Origin of the sequence: Vreelandella sulfidaeris (assembly GCF_042429665.1) — a bacterium.
GTDB lineage: Bacteria > Pseudomonadota > Gammaproteobacteria > Pseudomonadales > Halomonadaceae > Vreelandella.
Genome location: NZ_JBHMAC010000013.1, coordinates 535,680 through 555,040, shown reverse-complemented (window position 1 = coordinate 555,040; position 19,361 = coordinate 535,680). Strand labels below are relative to the sequence as shown.

Genomic DNA, 19,361 nt, shown 5'->3' with positions numbered 1-19,361 from the left:
GCCTAGACCCTCTCTTTTCTACCCTTTAAACAGCGCAATAAGCGTGTGTTTGGCAGCTTCGACCTTGCCCTGATTTACTGCAGCGGCAGGATCGACGTGCTTGGGACACACCTTGGAGCAGAAGCCCACAAAGGTGCAGCTCCACACCCCATCGTGACGATTAAGCTCTGCCATGCGCTGCTTCTTGCCATGGTCGCGGCTGTCCAGGTTGTAACGGTGGGCCAGCGCTATCGCCGCCGGGCCACGAAACTCAGGGTTGAGCCCAAACTGCGGGCAGGCCGAGTAGCACAGCCCGCAGTTGATACAGTTGGCAAACTGCTTGTAGCGGGCAAGCTGCTCTGGCGACTGCTTATAGGTTTCCGGCGCCTGCGGATCAAACGGTTTTACCGGGTTGTCATCAATCAGGTAGGGTTTAACCGCCGCCAGGTGCTCAAGGAATATTTCCATGTCCACAACCAGATCACGCTGCACCGGGAAGTGGGAGAGCGGCTCAATACGGATCTCACCGTCGTAATCGCGCAAAAAAGTTTTGCAGCCGAGCTTGGGAATGCCGTTAACCATGACTCCACAGGAGCCGCAAATCGCCATGCGGCATGACCAGCGGTAGCTCAATGTGCTGTCGAGCTGTTCCTTGATATGGTTGAGGGCATCCAGCAGCGAAGTGCTCTCGTCCACCGGCAGCTCGTACTGCTGCCAATAGGGTTCAGTCGAGTTGTCTGGCAGGTAGCGTTTAACGCTAATGTGCTTGGTGCTAGCACTCTTGGTACTGACCGTTTCGGTACTCATGCCTTACCCTCCTTTCCCGCATCGCCATAAGCCCGCTCGGCCGGAGCGGAAAACCGTACATCGACATCCTGCCAGCGAAGCTCAGCATGAGCGTCGCCCTGGTAAAAGACCTGACTATGCTTGAGGTAGTTAACGTCGTCGCGTTTCTGCATGCCTTCGTCCAGGCGCTGGTGGGCACCACGGGACTCACGGCGCTCAAGCGCGCTCAGGCATGAGGCTTCGGCGATATCCAGGCCGTACCCTAGCTCAATACACTCTAGAAGCTCGGTATTGAATATCTTGCTGGTATCGTTAACGCGAATCTTGTCGTAACGAGCGCGAAGCTGGCGCATGGTCGCAAGCGACTGCTGCATGCCCTCCTCGGTGCGGTAGATACCACAACCGCTCTCCATGGCCTGCACCATGGCATGCTTAAGATCTACCCAGTTCTCATCGCTGTCGGTTCCGTCACACAGACGTAAAAGCTTGGCTTGTTGGCGATCAGCCTGGGCTTCCAGCAGCCGCTCATCGGCCCACTCGGTTTGTGCTGCGCGCTTACTTGCCTGTTCACCGGCCAGACGGCCAAAGACCAGCAGCTCGGTCAACGAATTGGACCCCAGGCGATTAGCGCCATGCAGGCCCACCGACGCGCACTCTCCGGCGGCGTAGAGCCCGGCAATCGAAGTTTCGCACTGAGGATTGGTTTCAATTCCCCCCATGGTGTAATGAACTGCTGGGCGAATGGGGATCGGCTCTTTCACCGGGTCAATATTGATATAGGATTTAGCCAGTTCGCAGATAAACGGCAGGCGTTCCAGAATATACTTTTCCCCCAAGTGGCGCAGATCGAGATAGACCACGTCGCTGTCGCCAAACTTACCGGTGCGGCCCGCCTTTTGCTCTTGCCAAAAAGCCTGGGAAAGTTTGTCCCGTGGCCCCAGCTCCATGTACTTGTTTTCCGGTTTGCCAAGCGGGGTTTCTGGGCCAAGACCGTAATCCTGAAGGTAACGATAGCCATCTTTATTGAGCAGAATGCCGCCTTCACCCCGACACGCTTCGGTAATCAAAATGCCTGAACCGGGCAGGCCGGTGGGGTGGTATTGCACAAACTCCATATCGCGCAGCGCCACGCCGTGTCGGTAGGCCATCGCCATACCGTCGCCGGTGACAATGCCGGCGTTGGTATTGAAGCGAAACAGACGCCCCGCACCGCCAGTGGCCAACACCACTGATTTAGCGCGCAGCATGATCAGTTCGCCGGTAGCCACCTGCAAGGCGATAACCCCGATGACCGCGCCTTCGTGTACCGCCAGGTCGAGCACGAAATATTCATCGAAGCGCTCGATCTCAGGGTATTTGAGCGAGGTCTGAAATAGCGTGTGCAGCATGTGGAAGCCGGTCTTGTCGGCCGCGAACCAGGTGCGGGCGGTTTTCATGCCCCCGAAGCGGCGTACCTGTACCTGGCCATCTTCTTTGCGGCTCCACGGGCAGCCCCAGCGCTCCATCTGCACCAGCTCCCGATAAGCATGATGGACAAAATAATCCACCACGCCCTGCTCAACCAGCCAGTCACCACCGGAGACAGTGTCATCAAAATGCGCCTGATGGGTGTCGTCGCTGCTGGTAACAGCCGCAGCGCCCCCTTCGGCGGCCACGGTATGCGAGCGCATGGGGTATACCTTGGAAAGCAGCGCAATACGCTGGGAGATCCCCTCCTCCTTGGCCGCCTCGGCCGCACCTATCGCTGCGCGTAACCCTGCGCCGCCTCCACCTACAATGACGATATCGAAATCCTGCTGGCGCATGACACCCCCTTCCATTAGTCAGGTCGTTAGGCAGAAATGGCGACACTCTTCGGCGCCCTCTTCTATCAAGCTACCATACCGCCAGCCTGCCGAACTTATTAAACTAAAGAGGTATTGACGTACATCAACACAGCTGAACATTAATCCAATATCACTATGAGTGCAGCCCCGCGCGTTCTACTCTTCTGGTTAATAAATGTAAGGCAAATCCCTGTTCACTAACCAAAAAAAGCAAACACGCCAAATACAGAAGAGAGGTGTCGCATGACTACCAATGCCCAACCCTCACCGCGATGGAAACTGCTGGCGCCATTAGCAGTTGCTATTCTTGTCGCGCTGATCCCTACCCCCACTGGTCTCGCGCCCCATGCGTGGTACTTTCTAGCCATCTTTCTAGGCTGCGTCGTCGGTCTTATTCTTGAACCCTTGCCTGGCGCGGTGGTGGGACTGGTCGGCGTTACACTGGTAGCGCTGCTTTCAAGGTGGGTGCTGTTCTCCCCCGAACAGCTCGCCGTTGACGGTTTCAACCCCGCGGGCCAAGCCTTTTCCTGGGCGGTTTCCGGTTTCACTAATTCTACCGTCTGGCTAATTTTCGGTGCCTTCATGTTTGCCTTGGGATACGAGAAAACCGGCCTGGGCAGACGGATATCTCTCTGGCTGGTTCACGCCATGGGCAAACGTACCCTGACCCTGGGTTATGCGGTAATGATTGCCGATGCCATTCTGGCACCGTTTACGCCCTCCAATACGGCGCGCAGTGGCGGCACCATCTATCCAGTGATTCGTAACCTGCCACCGCTTTACGACTCCCATCCCAATGATCCCAGCATGAAGCGTATGGGCAGTTTTTTGATGTGGACAGCGCTTGCTTCAACATGTGTCACCAGCTCGCTGTTTCTGACCGCGTTGGCACCCAATCTATTGGCTATCGCACTTACCGAGAGCACAACCGGCATTCAAATTAGCTGGGGACAATGGTTCATGGCCGTCGCCCCCGTCGGCATTCTGCTGCTTCTACTGGTACCGCTTTTAAGCTACTGGCTATGCGCCCCCGAAGTGAAGGCAGGTGATGAAATTTCCGACTGGGCAGGCAAGGAACTCACCAAACTGGGCGCCTTGACCCGCCATGAGATATTGCTTGTCATGATGGTCGTCACCGCCCTACTGCTGTGGATTTTTGCGGGCGATATCATTTCTGCGTCCTTGGTGGGACTGGTCGTCATTTGCGGCATGCTGCTTACCGGCATGGTCAGTTGGAACGATATCCTCGATAACCGCGCGGCCTGGAATACCTTTGTGTGGTTTGCCACGCTGGTGGCGCTGGCGGGAGGGCTAAGTCAGGTGGGATTCGTCAGCTGGTTTGGCAATGTCGTCGGCGGACAGATAAGCCATTTCAATCCGCTGATGGCCATGGTGGCACTGGTGGTGATCTTTTATTTACTGCACTACTTCTTTGCCAGCGTGACAGCGCACGTTACCGCCTTGCTGCCGGTCATCCTGGCAGCCGCCTCGGGAATTGCCGGACTGGATATGCAGCTATTTATTCTCCTGCTACTGCCCACCCTCGGCTTTATGGGCATTATCACGCCCTACGGCACTGGCCCAAGCCCGGTCTACTACGGTAGCGGCTACCTGCCTGGCGGATTGTGGTGGCGGTTGGGCGCCATCTTTGGCCTGCTGTTTCTGGTGGCCTGGCTAGCGGTAGGGCTACCCTGGCTCATGATGATCCATTGATTGGCGATTGGCAGGGCTATGTACAGGACTAAGCGCAGGGCTATCGAAGCCCTGCGCTTAGCCAGTTTGAGACTTCCTCGGGAAGTTCAGAATGCAGGTTGTGGCCCCCCGCCAACGCAATATGGCGTAGACGAGGCGCCAGCGTGGCCAAACGGGATGCCAGAGCGTTGAACTTGGCATCCCGCAAGCCAGAAAAATACCCCACCGGTAGCGACGTATTTTCCAGCCACGACCATAGCGATGGTTGCATGCCAAGCGACGTGGCGCGCAGCATCTTGGCAACCGCTGGGCCTCGATTAGCAAGACGACGATGAATCTGCCGATGGCGCTGAGCGTCGGTTAGATCAGCAAACACCGACTGCTGGTACCAATCGGTGAGTACCTCTCTTAATACCTCCTGCTCAAACCGTCTCGCCCAGTGTTCGTCATGAGCGATTCGCGCAGTGCGCTCGCTGTCAGCAAGCCCGGGATGTGCACTTTCCAGCCAGAGCGCTTCAAGGCCGCTGGGTTGACGGCTGGCGTGGTAAAGCGCCAGGCGCCCGCCCAGTGAGTAGCCCAGCAGACAATAGCGGCGAATACCGTGGGCCATCAACGTGTCATTCAGCCAGTGATGAAACCCTTCGAAAGAAGCGACCTGCCGCTGGTGGTTGTCACCGTGCCCTGGCAAGTCCAGGGCGAGGCAATCGACCCCAGCCAGACCACTCATTACGGCGCCCCAGTCGTGGCGATCACCCAGCAGGCCGTGCAGCATCACCAAGGTCGGTTTGGTTTCTTTACTCACGTTCATTCCCTTGAATCGACTTGAATCGCCGTACCGAGCGCTGCCAACTCATCGGCTACCTGCTGATGAGGCACGCTAATCTCGATGAGCGTAACACCCCCCTGTAGCGCTTGACGGTAGGCTGTCACAAAAGCCTGCAAAGTCTCAGGGACTGAATAACCAAGCCCAAACATCATGGCCGCATGCTCAAAGCTCAAGCCGTGAGGTTGGCGGTAATAGCGCTCCAGAAGCTCCCCCTTTTTAGGCACTGGCAGCATCTGAAAGATACTTCCGCCATCATTATTGAGGATAATCACCACCAGCGGCTGCGACGCCTGCTTTAACAACGCCAGGCTATTGAGATCATGAAGCGCGCTGGTATCCCCCAGCAGTAGCGTCGTGGGTTCTGGGTGAGTACAGCTGATGCCGTAAGCGGTGGCAATCAGGCCATCGATACCGGAGGCACCCCGATTGGCAAATACCCGCAGCGGCCTATCTCGATACGTCCCCAGCATATTCATCAGCCGCGCGGGCAGGCTATTGCCTACAAACAGCTGTCCTCTCGCCAGTTGCACCAGTTGGTGACACACGCCCAGTTCTGAAAATGTCGCGCATCGCTCTTCCACCAGCTGGCTGGTGCGGCGCTGAAGGCTCTCCAGTTGATGCCAAGGCGACTGTTGGGCACCCATGGGCAAGGCAGCGATAAAATCGGCAGGCAGGCATATCAGACGGCGTTTAATACTGTAATCGGGATCAAGGCGCTGAGGCATCGGGTCAACCAGCCAAGTATCCTGCCAGGGATGGTGGGCAATAAACTGTGTTAGTCGCTTGGAAATCAGCCGACCGCCAAACTGAAGCAGCACCTCTGACTTGGCAAGCTCTTCACTGAAACGCTCATCATGAAGCGCCAGATCAAAATGGATCAGGTTATGCGGGTCAAAACGAAGCTGACTCTGTAAGTCGGCAAGCAAGGGCCAGCCCAACTGTTTGGATAGCGCCACAACGTGCTGCGCTTGATGGGCGTCATCAATATTCCCGACCACGATAATGCCGCGCTGCTGGGCAAACGCCTCCCACTCGTTGTTAAGCACTGGCGTTACCCTGCTGGTTTGCCAGTCGCTCCATGGCGTTGAGTTCACCAGCCAGTTCCCCAACGGGGCAAGATAGGCGCTTGCATCAAACAAGCGGGTGCCGGGGTAAAGTGGCTCGCGGTAACGGCAGTTAAAGTGGACAGGGCCAGGCGTGCGGCGCTGTTGATCGATGGCTTGATCAATCGTGCTGAGGAGAAACGCGGCTTTGATGTCAGCGTCAGGCGGTGGCAAGTCGTGATGGGCAATGGTGTGGCGCGAGAATATATCTCGCTGGTCAATCGCCTGGTTGCTGCCATTATCCAGCAACTCTATGGGGCGGTCGGCGGACAACACCACCAGCGGCACGCCCAGTAGATTGGCCTCGACCACCGCCGGATAAAGATTGGCCACGGCGGTGCCCGACGTGGTGATTATCGCGACCGGCCGTTGGCTACCCCGGGCGATGCCGAGCGCCATAAACCCTAGCCCGCGCTCGTCAAAATGGCAGCGACAGCAAAGCCCGGCATGCTCACTGGCGGCCATGGTCAACGGTGATGAACGGGAGCCCGGCGCCAGCACCACATCGCGTACACCTAAGCGGAAGAGCTCTTCCAGCATCAGCGCTGCCCACACATGATTGAAGGTGGCGTGCTCTTTAGCAAAACCTCTCTTCGGGAACTTACTCTTTGAAAGCTCGCCCTTTGCAAGCTCGCTCGATGTCAGCGCTGTCATATGTGTTAACCCATCCCTAGCAGCGACATGATGTCAGCAATTTTAGCATCCAATTCACGCCACTCTTCGTCTGGCCGAGAGCCTGCCACGATACCGGCCCCGGCGTAGAGACGAATTTCCGTTGGGCCGATGTAGGCGCAGCGAATAGCCACCGTTAGATCGCTGCTGGCATGGCTAACCCGGCCGAAAGCACCCGCGTACCAGCCGCGTTGATGGGACTCATGCTGGCGAATAAACGCCAATGCCGACTCACGGGGAACACCGGCGACCGCAGGTGTTGGCGGCAACATTTCCAGCAGCTGCTGATCGCTTACGTCTTTGTACAGTTCGGCATGGATCAGACGGCGGATATGCTGCACCGAGCGCAGCTTGACAATATGCGCCTCCCCCATGTCAATTTGAGAAGAAAGCGGCTCAAGCTGAGTCAGTAACTGCTGATATACGCACTGGTTTTCGAGTCTGTTTTTCTTATCGACCAGCAGCTCAGTCGCCAGCGCCTGATCTTGCTGGACATCCCCTCCCCGGTGCGTAGTGCCTGCCAATGCCTCGCTATCCAGATGCTGGCCTTCGCGCTTATAAAGCCGCTCTGGCGGACAGCCGATAAAGGCCGCGTCTGGCGTCAACTGGATGCCGAAGTGAAAACAGTCGGCAGCGCCGGACTGCCATCGCGCCAGCAGCGCCCAGGGGCTAGGAGACTCAGCGGTTGTCAGCGAGGTCTCCCGGGAAAGCACGACCTTGGGGATGTGATGCAAGTGGTCGGAATGGGTAAGCTGCGTGACCAGCGCCCCCCACTGTTGTTGCGTAGGGTGATCTTCACGCTGGTAGGTATCGGGTAGTCGCCGTGGCAACGGCTGTTCTTCTTCCAATGCGGCTAAACAAGCACGGGCTTGGGCTATCTCGCTCTCAGGGTGGCGGTCATCAAAGCGCAGATTAAGCGACAGGGTAGCGCCCTGCTTCCCACGCTTAAGCTCTATGCGCGGAAGAATAAAATGATAAGGATGAAAATCCGCCCATCCCGGCACGCCTGCATCAAACGCCATACCGCCAACATACTCGGGCTGTTCGCCTGGGTAGGCGGCAAGCGCGGCCTGATCAATCTGCAGCGCGGCTAACGAACTAAATACCTTGACCGCACCCACCATCGCATACTCAGTTGCATCGTCCTCCCGGGCTTTCCAGTAAAGGCGCGGCAACACGCTTTGTACATTTAGCCAGCCCAACAAATGCCCCACCCGGCAGGGCGTACTCAGGCGTACAAACCCCCGCTGATCGTCAACGTGCAGCGCATCCAACTGTTGCTTCAGCTCGATGACGGGGGTTACTGATTGGTTCATTTAACGCATTCTTCCTTTGCCCACTGCGCAACACGACGGTGTGATTCAGCGATGATGCGGCTCAGGAGTGCCGGGCACGCGCCGCTTTGCTATTACTATAAAGCTTTTTGCTAATATAGGGCAAAAGCCAGCGGTCTCCCCCAAAGCGACCGGCATTAGCGCCCGCCACCAACAGAAAGAACGTCAGTGCGATCATCCATGGATTGGTGGAGACGGTGCCCGCCATCAAGAAAGACATGTTCATCACAATGGCAAAAAAAGCGGCGAACGAGGTAAGCACCCCCGCGATCAAACCAAGACCTACCAGTATTTCCCCCATCGGAATAACCACATTGATTAAGTCCGCATTGGGTAGTGCTACGTGCTCCAGAAAGGCCACATAGTTAGGGTAGACCATGCTCCCCTCACGCATGACGGGGTTGGCAACCGCGCCACTTAAAAACCCTTGGGCATTAAAGCCGTCGGTGATTTTGCCAATGCCGAGCGTTAACCAGGTAACCCCCAGGTAAAGACGCAATACCAGCCAGACAAAGGCTGCATATTTATTTTTTCTAAATAAGTCGCCGATCATCCCGTAGACTCCACGTTAGAGGGAAGTCAGCAGTGTGGAACAAAACATCTCGATTCTTTTTGACGTGTGTCTATTAGTCACCAGTTAATTATAATTTAGCGGATATTTTAGCCACCGCCTCTTGCATGCTGCGCCCCCTAACCTTTTTCTTGTCGCCTATGTTAAAAGAGATAGCAACACATGATTCACTCCATCAAACGTCCACACTACCAGGCCTGGTTGCTGGCAGCCCGTCCACGCACGTTGCCGCTGGCCTGCGCATCCATCTTGCTTGGCAGTGGGCTTGCCGCTCATGTGGGTAGTTTTAATCCCGGCGTATTCTTGCTGACCCTATTAACGGCGATTTCACTTCAGATACTCTCCAACCTGGCAAATGACTATGGAGATGCGGTGTCCGGGGCCGATGACCAGGCGCGCATTGGGCCGGCACGGGCGGTTTCTTCAGGCTTGTTAAGCCCACAGGCTATGCGCAGAGGAATGATAGTAGCGGCCGCGGTAGCCGTTCTCTTAGGGCTTTCATTACTGCTTACCGCTTTCGGAGACCAGTGGAGGCATATTGTCACCTTCGTGCTGCTAGGCGCCGCCGCTTTATTAGCCGCGGTGACCTATACCGTTGGATTTGGGGGCACGCCCTATGGGTATCGGGGATTGGGTGATATTTCAGTTTTCATTTTTTTCGGGCTGCTCGGCGTTCTGGGCACTTACTACCTTTATACCCAACAACTGAGCTGGTTGCCGCTTCTGCCCGCAGCGACGTGTGGGCTGCTGGCAACCGCCGTACTCAACGTGAACAATGTGCGCGATATCGAAAGCGATGCGCGCAACGGCAAGATCACTCTGGCGGTGCGGCTTGGTCGCGCTAACGCGATCAGCTACCACTGGGTCCTGCTGGGCATGGCGCTGCTGCTAACCGTGATCTATCTGCTGGCACTGCCGGTGCCACTGGTGGGATGGAGCTGCCTACTGGTGACCAAGCCCCTGACAGATGCTGCCAGAACATTACGCCGTAGCCGTGATGGAGACGTTCTGACCGGCATGTTGAAAAAGACAGCCATCTCAACCCTGATTTACAGCATGTTGCTGTCTATAGGCTTGGCGTTGTTTTAAAACACTGCTTTAAATCACTTCTTTAAATTATTGTTTTAACTGGATTTTTTAAATCGGGCTTAACAAAGCGGGGCAACTGCCCCGCTGATCATCGGCCTGGCGCTAACAGCATTGGCGTTAGCAATACTGTCTTTAACAACTCAGCCTTTAACAACATAAGCCTTACAGCACCACCTCATAGCCTTCAAACTTGGGCGGGCCAAGGTAAATGCCTTCCGGCGATTTGGCGTTGGCGTGCGCTTTACGAAATGCCTCTGACTTGGTCCAGTCGCGGAAGGCATCTTCTGACTCCCACACGCTATGGGAGATAAACACGGTGTGATCTTCCTGCTTTTCGCCCTGGAGCATCTTGAACTGTTTGAATCCTGGCACTTCCTCCAGGTGAGAATCACGGTTGCGCCACACCTCTAAAAAGTCCTCTTCGCGGCCTGGGGCAATCCGAAAACGGTTCATCGCGATATACATTATGACGCTCCTGTTGGAAGGGTTCTGCTGAATGGATTACGCAAATGCTGGCTTGATGGTAACGACCTGGAGTGATGACGAATAGGTTTAGCAACGACTATCCCTCAACCGCTAAGTATCAGTATAGCTAAGCCACCCAGCTTAAAAGTGATAGTTGATGAACGCGCCTGTCCGCCACTGCATGTCACTCCCGTGATCATTGACGATCGGGCTGTCGCTGGCGTCGCCGGTAAGCATGGAGGCGCCGACAATACCGGTCACCGACCATTGGCTTGTCAGGTAGTAGCTTAGCGATGCATCAGCGCCAATCGCAAAAAAGCCATCGTCCGGGTCATAGGCATTGATGCCTGAACGTGCGCTCTCAGAGGGCGAGACGCTAAACAGATCGTCTGTCCAGTCGGCGCTGGTATAGGCAACGCTCGGTCCAAAAGTAACCACAGTACGTTCGCCAAAACGTGTGACTTGATTAGCCTTTAAAGCGAAACGGTAGCCATCGACATCGCCGGTGAAGGGCGTTTCTGCTGATGCGCTGTAGCGCCAATCATTGCCCTGATAGCTAATGCGAAGACCAGCTGTTGCGCCACCGTCGACCTTGTCCAGGTCAGCGATGTCGCCGGTGTCATCACGGCCAAAGGTATAACCGAGAAAGGGCGCTACTTGCCAGCCGTTCTGGTTGACAATATTCCAACCAATGCCGTTTCTCATACTGACAAAGAACGTGTTGTCGTAGGTCGCCTCGAAGCCCGGAAAGGCATTCCATTCATAGTCATCACTACCCAGATAATCTGGCGTATAAATCGCCCCGGCACCAATGGTGCCTTCCCACTGTGCTGCCAGCGCTGTCGAGCCGGTCGTAAAGCTAGCGATGGCTAATGCCAACATCAGCCGCCAGCGTCCTGGATGTACATGAGTCATGTGCTTCTTCCTTAAGCGTTCGTGATTAACATGCGCCAGCATGGGTAAAAGAAGAATCGCGTCTTTTGGCTGCGAAGGCCTCTCGTCCAGTGCTATGCCCTGAATCAGCGATTGATCAAAGTCTTAACGACCAAACGGTCGTTAAGGTATAGTAGCACTTTTGTAAGCCTTTTTTGCAGGGTAAGTAATCTCATGACGCAAACACCCAAAGCGGGCACTGCGCCGACCAAGCGTACGCGCTTGAGCGCGACTGTTCGCCGCCAATACATACTGGATGCCGCGCTTGACGAGTTCAGTATTTCAGGCTTTGAAGGGGCAACCGTCGAGCACATTGCCCGTAAAGCAGGCATCACCAAAGCGGGCCTTTATGCGCACTTTACCAGCAAGGAGGCCGTGTTCGAGGCGCTACTCGATACGATCATGCTGCCCACCATGTCCGACGACGGCTGGGCATTAAGCAGCGAAGAGAGCCTTGAATCGGCCGTTGATAGCTTTCTGGGCGTTCTCTATGGCGGCACCAGATCACCGCGCAGGCTCTCCATCATACGGCTTTTACTCATTGAGAGTGGAAGAAACCCGCACAGGATCCAGCAGTGGTATCAGCAGACCTATCAGCCTTATATCCAAAAACGCCAGCAGGTACTGGAGAACTACCTACGTCAGCACACCTCACATACCTCCCTGACATCCGGGCAAATTGCCCTGGCGTTTTCACCGGCGGTACTCGCCATGTTCTGGCAAATGATCATCGGGGGCGAAAGCGCTGCCAGCGAAATTGCCGCGATCAAGAAAAGCCACCGCGACGTCATGCTACGCCTACTTTCACCGGACTGAAGATATGCCGATACCCATCACTGGTTTTAGCCGACTCATTTATTTCTGTGGGCTGGGGATGTTGCTCACCGCCTGTGCGGCAACGCCTTCTCCGAACTCCCCGCCGCCACCGGTCGAGCTCCCCGGCGCTTTTCTGGCAGCGACCGGGCAGCAAGTCTTTGTCGCGGATACCTGGTGGCAGGATTTTCAGGACGAGGAATTAAACATCTTCGTTACCAATGCCTTGGAGCATAACCCGGGGCTTGCCCAGGCCATCGCCCAGGCGCGTATCGCCGAGGCGCAGGCGCGCACCGCGCGGGCGGACCTTTTCCCCCAAGTCAGCGCGGGACTCAACAGTTCCCGCCAACGCCGTCCGGGAGCGCAGGGCGGCGGGGAGAGCATTTCCAATACGCATAACGCTTCGCTGGACGTCAGTTGGGAAGTTGATCTGTGGGGACGGCTGTCATCGCTCTCTGCCGCGGGGCAGGCGGATTTTCTTGCCGCCAGTGAGCAGCTCAGGGGCATGCACCAATCCTTGGCGGCGGATGTCGTGTCGCTTTATCTCGGTGTCGTGCAGGCCCGCGCCCAGGTTGAGCTTTCCGAAAACACGGTCGAGGCGCTCGAGGAGTTCGCCCGTCAGGTCGAGAATCGCGCCAACGCCGGGATCGTCTCGCCGACTGACCTTACCCTCGCCAATGCCAACCTGGGCTCGGCCAGGGCCGGGCTTGCGCAGCGCCGTGAAAACCTGGCCCGCGTGACGCGACAAATGGAAACGCTGATGGGGCAGTACCCGGCCGGGGATTTGATCACTATCAGCGAGCTTCCCGCCGTACCGCCGTTGCCCTCGGCGGGCATTCCTGCCGAGCTTCTGGCGCGCCGGCCCGATGTGCGCAGTGCTGAATGGGCGCTGCAGGCGGCGGACTACCGGCTAACCGCCGCGGAGCGCTCCTTTTTACCTTCGATTTCGCTAAGTGGCAGCGCCGGCTCCACGGGCAGCGAGCTTGCGGATCTGTTCAGCAGCGGCTCGTTCATCTGGACGATCGCGGGCAATCTCGTGCAGCCGGTATTTCAGGGCGGGCGGCTGCGCGCCCAGGCCGATATCGCCGGCGGCCAGCGTGACGAGGCGTTCTACGCGTACGTCGATACCGCGCTCACCGCCCTGTCGGAAGTCGAGACGGCGCTAGCGGTGGACGACCTGCTGGCCCGGCGCGTCGCTGAAAGCGACGAGGCCGCCGAAAGCGCCGAGGCCGCGGTGCGTGTCTCCTTCAACCGCTACATGCAGGGCATCGAGCCCTTTTTGAACGTACTGGAGAGCTATCAGCGCGCGCTGGATAGCCATAGCGCCACCATCACCGCCCAGTACGACCGGCTGGAAAACCGTATTGCGCTGCACCTTGCCCTGGGAGGCGGCTTCGATGCCGTCTCGGCGTTCGACCCGTCCCTTACAGGAACCTCTGCGTTATGAACATGAAAACCATCGCGGCTAGCCTAGCCTTGTTACTGCTGCTCAGCGCCTGCGGGAGTGAAGAAGCGGCACCTACCGAGGACGCCGAGGTCCAGCAGGCCCCCGCGGTCAGCGTGCGCGTCGAACCCGCCGAGGTGGTCGCGCTACAAGGCTGGACCTACAGCCAGGGCACCGCGCGTTCCCTGGGCCGGGAGTATCTGAACTTCACCGAACAGGGCAAGGTGACCTTCGTGGATCAGGACCTGCGCGAGGGCATGCCGGTGTCCGAAGGTCAGCTGATTGCCCACCAGGACCCCCAGCGGCTAGAGGCGGACCTGGCCTCCGCGCGGGCGTCCCTCGAGGAAGCGGAGGCGAGCCTTTCGCTTGCGCGCGTCACCCAGGACCGCTACCAGACACTGGTCAACCAGCGCTCCGCCTCCGCCCAGGAGCTGGATGAGGCGCGGGTCGAGGTCCAGCAGGCGCTGGCCACCCGCGACAGCGCCCGTGCCCAGATCGCCCAGGCCGAGATCATGCTCGAGGAGTCGCGGCTGGTCTCCCCCATCGACGGCGTGCTGGCGCGCCTGAACATCGAGCAGGGCCGCTACTTCATGCCCGCCACGGTGGACACCTCCACCGAGCAGGGCGCGCTTCAAACGGTGCCGGCGCTGGTGATCGACCCCTCGAGCTTCGAAATACGGGTGGACCTGCCGTCGTACAACTTCAACCGCGTCGAGGTGGGCGCGCGCGCCATCATCGGCGGGCGGCTGCCGCAAAACGCGGATAACCTCGACCCCGAAACGCTGGACGGTCAGGAGCTCGGTGAAATCCACGCGATCAGCCCCTCCATCGACCCGCAGTCGCGTACCTTCGGCGTTACCCTTCGCACGACCGAGGACGACCCGCGCCTGCAGGATGGCGCCTTCGTCGCCGTCTGGATGGCCGAGCCTGAAATGACCGATGCGCTGAGCGTGCCGTTCAGCGCCCTGCGTTTTTTGAACAATCAGGCGTTCGTGTTCGTGTTCGATGAACAAAGCGGCCGGGTGGAAGAGCGCAGCGTCCAGCTCGGCCAGCAGGCCGGCGAGCGCCGCGAAGTGCTGGAAGGGCTCTCCCCCGGTGAACAGGTGGTCACCGAAGGGCGCACCCGGCTAAACGACGGCGACCGCGTCACGCTCATCGGGGGTCAGCCATGAGCTCGGATGCCGTAGAGCAAACGCCATCGCCGCGCCGCGAAACCGAGGAGGTGCGCAGCGCCCACCGGCTGATGCGTTTTTTCTTTCTCAAACCGATCTTCGCCGTTCTGCTCACCCTCACCATGCTGCTGGGCGGGCTGTTCGCCTACTCGGCGCTGGTCAAGGAGGCGCTGCCCGCCCTCGATATCCCCCAGGCGAGCATTACCACGGTGTGGTCCGGGGCGGACCCGCGCTCGGTGGAAGAGCAGATCACCGACCTGATCGAGGATGAAATCACCACGCTCAGCGGCGTGAACAAGGTCAACAGCGCCTCCTTCGATTCGCTGTCGGTCATCTCCGTCGAGTTTGATGCCTCGACCGATACCACCGACGCCATGACCCGACTGCGCGCCGCCGTGGCGGATGCGGAGTCCGGCTTTCCCGCCGAGGTCGAAAGCCCCAACATCAGCCAGAGCTCGGTGGACGACCGGCCGATTCTGACCCTGGCGCTGCACGGAAGCGCCGACTCCGCCATGCTCAACCAGACGGCCCGGCAGATGCGCGATGCGCTGGAGCGCGTGCAGGGCATCAACGAGGTCAACATCGGCGGCGAGCGCGAGGATATCGTCCAGATCCTCATCGACCCGGAGCGGCTTCTCGCGCTGGGGCTTTCGCCCACCGCCATCCGCGACGCCGTGCAGCAGGCCAATATCGAGCAGCCGTTTGGCGAAGTGCGTAGCCAGAACATGGGCGCGGTGGTGCGTCTGGAAGGCCGCTTTTCCGATATCGACGACCTGCGCGCGCTGCCCGTCTCCCGCCTGGAGAACAGCCAAAGCTCGCGGGCGCTGACCCTGGGCGAGGTCGCCACGGTCAAGCGTATGCAGGAAACCGAGCAGTCGCGGGCGTTTTTCAGTGAGCTTGGCCGCGACTTCGAGTCATCGCTGGAGATGTCGATCACCAAGACGCCGGGCGCCGATACCGTGCAGGTGGTGGAGCGCATTCGCGCCACGCTTGCCGGTTTGGAAGGGGCCAGCACCTGGCCTTCCCAGGTGAGCTACTCGGTACTTCAGGACGATGCCGTACAGATCTGGGACTCGCTGACGGACGTCTTTACCAGCGCCCTGCAAACCATGCTGGTCGTGTTTGCCATTTTGTTCATCACCATCTCCTGGCGCGAGGCGATCGTGTCGGGGCTCGCCGTGCCCGTCACCTTTGCCGGGGTGCTGCTGGTCATCTGGGCGCTTGGTTACTCGCTTAACGAGCTGGTGATCATCGGCATGGTGATCGCGCTGGTCATGATCATCGATGTGTTCATCATTTTGATGGAGGGCCTGCACGACGAGATCTACCGCAACGGGCGTACCTTCGGCCAGGCCGTGCTGGCCACCGTCAAACGCTACGCGATTCCTGTCTTCGCCGCACAGGTGACCACACTTCTGGCCATGGCACCCTTGATGTCGATTGGCGGCACCATGGGCGCTTTTGTGCGCATTCTGCCGGCTACGATCATCATCTGTCTTGTGCTCTCTTTCGTGGTCGCGATGCTTTGCGCGGTGCCGCTCTCGCGGGCGCTGCTGGGCAAGCAGCGCCGTGCCGAAGGCGATGAAAAACCGGGCCTGGCAGACCGGGTCACCCAGCGCGCCGTCGACAGCGTGGAGCGCTTTAACGGTCGCTATATCGTGGCCAGCCGCGGCCGCGCCTGGCTCTGGGTACTGGGCGCCGTCGCGCTGTTCGTGGTCTCGCTGTTCGCGTTTACCCAAACACGCCTTGAGCTCTTTCCGGCAGCGGACGGCGAGCGCCTCGGGATTAATATCGAGCTTCCGCCCACTGCGCCGCTGGAGACCTCCCAGGTGGTGGCCGACCAAGTCGGCGAGATTCTGCGCGACAAACCCTATTTTGCGAGCATCAGCAAACTGGTGGGGCTCAAGAGCCCGTTCGCCGGCAGCGGTTCGCTGCAGCCCAGCAACGCCGAGAACTTCATCGGCTTTTCGGCGATGTTCAAATCGCGCGAGGCGCGCGAAGCGGACTCCTATGTGCTGGCGGAGGCGCTGCGCGAAGAGCTTTCCGCGTTCTTGAACGACAACGTTGCCGGGGCCGAGCTGCTCGTGGTGCCGGAGAGCAGCGGGCCGTCGCCGGGGGACCCCATCGAGATTCAGCTGCTGGGCGGCAACATGGATACCCTGAAGGAACTGTCGCTTCAGGTGCAGGACGTGCTCGCCTCGACCCAGAACGTGGTGGACGTGCGCGACAACCTGGGCGCGCCACAGCCCCAACTGGCGCTGCGCCCCAACCGCGACGCCTTGAGCTTCTTCGGTATCTCCTACGATGAGCTCGCCTCGCAGATCCGCATCGCCTACAGCTCGGATATCATCGGCACCTTCGCCACCTCCGGGGAAACCGACGACCTCGACATTCGCCTAGGGATGGAGTGGCCAAGCCAGCCCGGCGAGGCGGGCGGGCCGAGCAATGTCGAGGAGTTCTCGCGGGTGCGCGCCTACCTTCCGGACGGCGGCTCCATCGCCATGTTCCAGCTTCTGAGTCCCGTCCAGTCGGAAGGCGCGATTGCCATTTCCCACGTCGGTGGTGAACGCGCGCTGACGGTGCTGGCCAAGAACCAGGGCCGCACGGTGACCGAGATCATGAACGAGATTTCGCCGCGCCTTGATGAGCTGCAGCGCGACTGGCCCGCAGGCTATCGCATCGCGGTGGGCGGCGAGTCCGCCGAGACGGCGGATACGCTGGGCTCGGTGGGGATCGCCATGCTGGTGGCCATCGTGCTGGTGGTCGGCGTGCTGGTCATCGTGTTCAGCAGCTTCCGCCAAGCGCTGATCATCTTCACCACCATGCCGTTGGCGATCATCGGCACGGCGCTTGGTTTCTGGGCATTCGGGATCACGTTCTCGTTTTTCGCCATGATCGGGCTGGTATCGCTGATCGGCATCGCGATCAACAACGGTATCATCATGGTCGATACCATGAACGGCTTCCTCAAGGAGGGCATGAGCGTGGCCGAAGCGGCCTCCGCCGGCGCGGCGCGAAGGCTGCGCCCGCTGCTGACTACCGCGGTGACCACCATCGTCGGGCTGGTACCGCTGGCGATCAGCAGCGAAAGCTATCGGCCGCTGACGCTGGTGATCATCTTCGGGCTGATCTCAGCCACACTGCTCGCCCTGCTGGTGGTGCCCGCGCTTTACTATCTGCTGACCCCGGCGAATGCCAACGAGCCTGAAGTGCTGGACTAGCGCCTCCGCTTCTTGATTCCAGGCAGGCCGTCAGCGAACGGCCTGCCTGGGAATCATGAGCGTGCCAGCGGTTTGCTGCTGGTGCGAATGACTTTCCCCATGGTTAACCCCTGCACGACTATCGAGAAGACCACCACGCAGTAGGTCAGCGTGAGCACCAGATTTCTGAGCTCGCTTTCGGGCAGCGACAGCGCCATGGCTACTGAAATACCGCCGCGCAGCCCGCCCCAGGTAAGAATTCGGATCGCACCTGGAGACTGGCTGGTCACACGGCTGAGCGGGCCCATGATGAGGGAGACACAAAACCCGCGCGCCGCCAACACGATGGGTATCGCCAACGCACCCGCCACCAGCCAGGCGCGTTCAATGGGCAGAACAAGAAGCTCCAGACCGATCAAAAAGAAGAGCACCACGTTCAGAATCTCATCGATCAGTTCCCAAAATGTATCGACGTTGTCGCGCGTCTTCTCCGACATGGCAAACAGGCGCCCGTGATTACCCAGAAACAAACCGGCCACCACGACCGCAATGGGCGCCGATAAGTGCAAACTATCCGCCAGGGCATAAAGCCCCATGGCAAGCGCCAGGGTAAGCAGCACTTCGACCTGATAGTTATCCACGCGCTTGAGCATCTGATAGGTCACATACCCCACGATCGAGGCCAGCAGCAACGCCCCACCCACTTCCTTGAGCAACAACATGCCGATCGCCGCCGCATCAATGGGCGATGACATGTGCGAGCCCTCCGCCGCCGCATCCAGCCCGGAAAGCTGCAGCAGTACCAGAAACACCACCACGCCCAGGCCATCGTTGAACAGCGACTCCCCGGCTATCTGACTCTCGAGCTGCTGGGAAACGCCCACAGACTTCATGATGGCGACCACCGCGATAGGGTCTGTCGGGGAAATCAAGGCGCCGAACAGCAGGGCGTGCAGAAAGGGAATGCCGAGCCCCATCCAGTCAAGCGTAAGCCAGGTCAACGTCCCCACAATGAAGGTGGACATCAGAGTGCCCACGACGGCGAGTAGCGCAATAGGTAGCCACTCTCTTCCCAGGTTATCGAACTTGACGTGAATGGCAGCGGCAAACAGCAAAAAGGCCAGCATCCCATGCAGCACCACCTGATCGAAGTCAATACGCGCCACCAAGCGCGTCGCCTCATCACGCAGCCCTTCATTGTAGGGGCTGATCAAGATCAGGATCAGCGAGGCGACCAGCGCCACCAGCATGACGCCAATCGTGGTCGGCAATTTGATATAGCGGTAGTTGAAGTAACTCGAGACGGCGGCGAGCGTGATCAATATGCTCACCAGAGAAAATACGCTCATTAACGCTCCTGATTGGAACAACAAGAATATAAGAGTAGCGCGGCAATGATGCCGCCCGCTTCATTGAGCGAAGGCTCCGTGCATTTCGAGTAGGTTAATGTGGCCCC

At 58.7% G+C, this 19,361-nt stretch carries 15 protein-coding genes; 6 read left to right on the top strand and 9 right to left on the bottom strand.

All coding sequences use genetic code 11. From position 1 onward, the window contains the following. Positions 1–18: 18 nt before the first annotated feature. Together ACFFLD_RS17140 and frdA are read right to left on the bottom strand one after the other, a co-directional pair. Positions 19–786: a succinate dehydrogenase/fumarate reductase iron-sulfur subunit gene (locus ACFFLD_RS17140; protein WP_386042563.1), complete on the bottom strand. Its 768-nt coding sequence runs from the start codon at positions 784–786 to the stop codon at positions 19–21. Further along, positions 783–2,570, bottom strand: a complete 1,788-nt coding sequence (gene frdA / locus ACFFLD_RS17135; protein ID WP_386042562.1) for a fumarate reductase (quinol) flavoprotein subunit — start codon at positions 2,568–2,570, stop codon at positions 783–785. The genes ACFFLD_RS17140 and frdA overlap by 4 nt, the downstream gene beginning before the upstream one ends. A 264-nt stretch (positions 2,571–2,834) precedes the next feature. On the opposite strand from frdA, the gene ACFFLD_RS17130 reads away from it, so the two are divergent. After that, positions 2,835–4,304 carry an anion permease gene (locus ACFFLD_RS17130; RefSeq protein ID WP_386042560.1) on the top strand — a complete coding sequence of 490 codons (1,470 nt, stop codon included), beginning with the start codon at positions 2,835–2,837 and terminating at the stop codon, positions 4,302–4,304. A 40-nt stretch (positions 4,305–4,344) separates the two neighbouring features. Here the strand turns inward: ACFFLD_RS17130 and menH are convergent, their stop codons facing one another. From menH to ACFFLD_RS17110, 4 genes are all read right to left on the bottom strand, one after another. Beyond that, positions 4,345–5,085 carry a 2-succinyl-6-hydroxy-2,4-cyclohexadiene-1-carboxylate synthase gene (gene menH / locus ACFFLD_RS17125; RefSeq protein ID WP_386042558.1) on the bottom strand — a complete coding sequence of 247 codons (741 nt, stop codon included), beginning with the start codon at positions 5,083–5,085 and terminating at the stop codon, positions 4,345–4,347. 2 nt (positions 5,086–5,087) lie between these two features. Continuing rightward, positions 5,088–6,866 (bottom strand): 2-succinyl-5-enolpyruvyl-6-hydroxy-3-cyclohexene-1-carboxylic-acid synthase, encoded by a 1,779-nt coding sequence (gene menD, locus ACFFLD_RS17120; RefSeq protein ID WP_386042556.1) that lies wholly within the window; start codon positions 6,864–6,866, stop codon positions 5,088–5,090. 5 nt (positions 6,867–6,871) lie between these two features. Further along, positions 6,872–8,200, bottom strand: coding sequence for an isochorismate synthase (locus ACFFLD_RS17115; protein WP_386042554.1), 1,329 nt, complete (start codon positions 8,198–8,200; stop codon positions 6,872–6,874). A 61-nt stretch (positions 8,201–8,261) separates the two neighbouring features. Next, positions 8,262–8,771 carry a DoxX family protein gene (locus ACFFLD_RS17110; protein WP_386042552.1) on the bottom strand — a complete coding sequence of 170 codons (510 nt, stop codon included), beginning with the start codon at positions 8,769–8,771 and terminating at the stop codon, positions 8,262–8,264. Positions 8,772–8,951: 180 nt separating this feature from the next. Between ACFFLD_RS17110 and ACFFLD_RS17105 the strand changes: the two genes are divergently transcribed. Further along, on the top strand, positions 8,952–9,878 hold the full coding sequence (locus tag ACFFLD_RS17105) for a 1,4-dihydroxy-2-naphthoate polyprenyltransferase (RefSeq protein ID WP_386042550.1): 927 nt from the start codon (positions 8,952–8,954) through the stop codon (positions 9,876–9,878). A gap of 162 nt (positions 9,879–10,040) precedes the next feature. On the opposite strand, the gene ACFFLD_RS17100 is transcribed toward ACFFLD_RS17105, so the two are convergent. Next, complete coding sequence (locus tag ACFFLD_RS17100) at positions 10,041–10,343, bottom strand: antibiotic biosynthesis monooxygenase family protein (RefSeq protein WP_386042548.1); 303 nt, start codon at positions 10,341–10,343, stop codon at positions 10,041–10,043. A gap of 141 nt (positions 10,344–10,484) precedes the next feature. Further along, entirely contained in the window at positions 10,485–11,258 is a 774-nt protein-coding gene (locus ACFFLD_RS17095; protein WP_386042546.1) for a MipA/OmpV family protein, read from the bottom strand. A gap of 192 nt (positions 11,259–11,450) precedes the next feature. Here ACFFLD_RS17095 and ACFFLD_RS17090 point away from each other — a divergent pair, with 192 nt between their 5' ends. The 4 genes from ACFFLD_RS17090 to ACFFLD_RS17075 are packed head-to-tail and all read left to right on the top strand — an operon-like array spanning position 11,451 to position 17,926. Next, positions 11,451–12,092, top strand: coding sequence for a TetR/AcrR family transcriptional regulator (locus ACFFLD_RS17090; RefSeq protein ID WP_386042544.1), 642 nt, complete (start codon positions 11,451–11,453; stop codon positions 12,090–12,092). Positions 12,093–12,096: 4 nt separating this feature from the next. Continuing rightward, positions 12,097–13,536 (top strand): efflux transporter outer membrane subunit, encoded by a 1,440-nt coding sequence (locus tag ACFFLD_RS17085; protein ID WP_386042542.1) that lies wholly within the window; start codon positions 12,097–12,099, stop codon positions 13,534–13,536. Beyond that, positions 13,533–14,705 carry an efflux RND transporter periplasmic adaptor subunit gene (locus tag ACFFLD_RS17080; RefSeq protein WP_386042540.1) on the top strand — a complete coding sequence of 391 codons (1,173 nt, stop codon included), beginning with the start codon at positions 13,533–13,535 and terminating at the stop codon, positions 14,703–14,705. The genes ACFFLD_RS17085 and ACFFLD_RS17080 overlap by 4 nt, the downstream gene beginning before the upstream one ends. Then, entirely contained in the window at positions 14,702–17,926 is a 3,225-nt protein-coding gene (locus tag ACFFLD_RS17075) for an efflux RND transporter permease subunit (protein WP_386042538.1), read from the top strand. The genes ACFFLD_RS17080 and ACFFLD_RS17075 overlap by 4 nt, the downstream gene beginning before the upstream one ends. Positions 17,927–17,979: 53 nt before the next feature. On the opposite strand, the gene ACFFLD_RS17070 is transcribed toward ACFFLD_RS17075, so the two are convergent. Next, positions 17,980–19,254: a cation:proton antiporter gene (locus ACFFLD_RS17070; protein WP_386042536.1), complete on the bottom strand. Its 1,275-nt coding sequence runs from the start codon at positions 19,252–19,254 to the stop codon at positions 17,980–17,982. Positions 19,255–19,361 lie beyond the last annotated feature (107 nt).

Coding starts and splice junctions, on each gene's coding strand:
- ACFFLD_RS17140 (WP_386042563.1), bottom strand. CDS start 786: ATGAGTACCGAAACGGTCAGTACCAAGAGTGCTAGCACCAAGCACATT.
- frdA (WP_386042562.1), bottom strand. CDS start 2,570: ATGCGCCAGCAGGATTTCGATATCGTCATTGTAGGTGGAGGCGGCGCA.
- ACFFLD_RS17130 (WP_386042560.1), top strand. CDS start 2,835: ATGACTACCAATGCCCAACCCTCACCGCGATGGAAACTGCTGGCGCCA.
- menD (WP_386042556.1), bottom strand. CDS start 6,866: ATGACAGCGCTGACATCGAGCGAGCTTGCAAAGGGCGAGCTTTCAAAG.
- ACFFLD_RS17115 (WP_386042554.1), bottom strand. CDS start 8,200: ATGAACCAATCAGTAACCCCCGTCATCGAGCTGAAGCAACAGTTGGAT.
- ACFFLD_RS17110 (WP_386042552.1), bottom strand. CDS start 8,771: ATGATCGGCGACTTATTTAGAAAAAATAAATATGCAGCCTTTGTCTGG.
- ACFFLD_RS17105 (WP_386042550.1), top strand. CDS start 8,952: ATGATTCACTCCATCAAACGTCCACACTACCAGGCCTGGTTGCTGGCA.
- ACFFLD_RS17100 (WP_386042548.1), bottom strand. CDS start 10,343: ATGTATATCGCGATGAACCGTTTTCGGATTGCCCCAGGCCGCGAAGAG.
- ACFFLD_RS17095 (WP_386042546.1), bottom strand. CDS start 11,258: ATGACTCATGTACATCCAGGACGCTGGCGGCTGATGTTGGCATTAGCC.
- ACFFLD_RS17090 (WP_386042544.1), top strand. CDS start 11,451: ATGACGCAAACACCCAAAGCGGGCACTGCGCCGACCAAGCGTACGCGC.
- ACFFLD_RS17085 (WP_386042542.1), top strand. CDS start 12,097: ATGCCGATACCCATCACTGGTTTTAGCCGACTCATTTATTTCTGTGGG.
- ACFFLD_RS17080 (WP_386042540.1), top strand. CDS start 13,533: ATGAACATGAAAACCATCGCGGCTAGCCTAGCCTTGTTACTGCTGCTC.
- ACFFLD_RS17075 (WP_386042538.1), top strand. CDS start 14,702: ATGAGCTCGGATGCCGTAGAGCAAACGCCATCGCCGCGCCGCGAAACC.
- ACFFLD_RS17070 (WP_386042536.1), bottom strand. CDS start 19,254: ATGAGCGTATTTTCTCTGGTGAGCATATTGATCACGCTCGCCGCCGTC.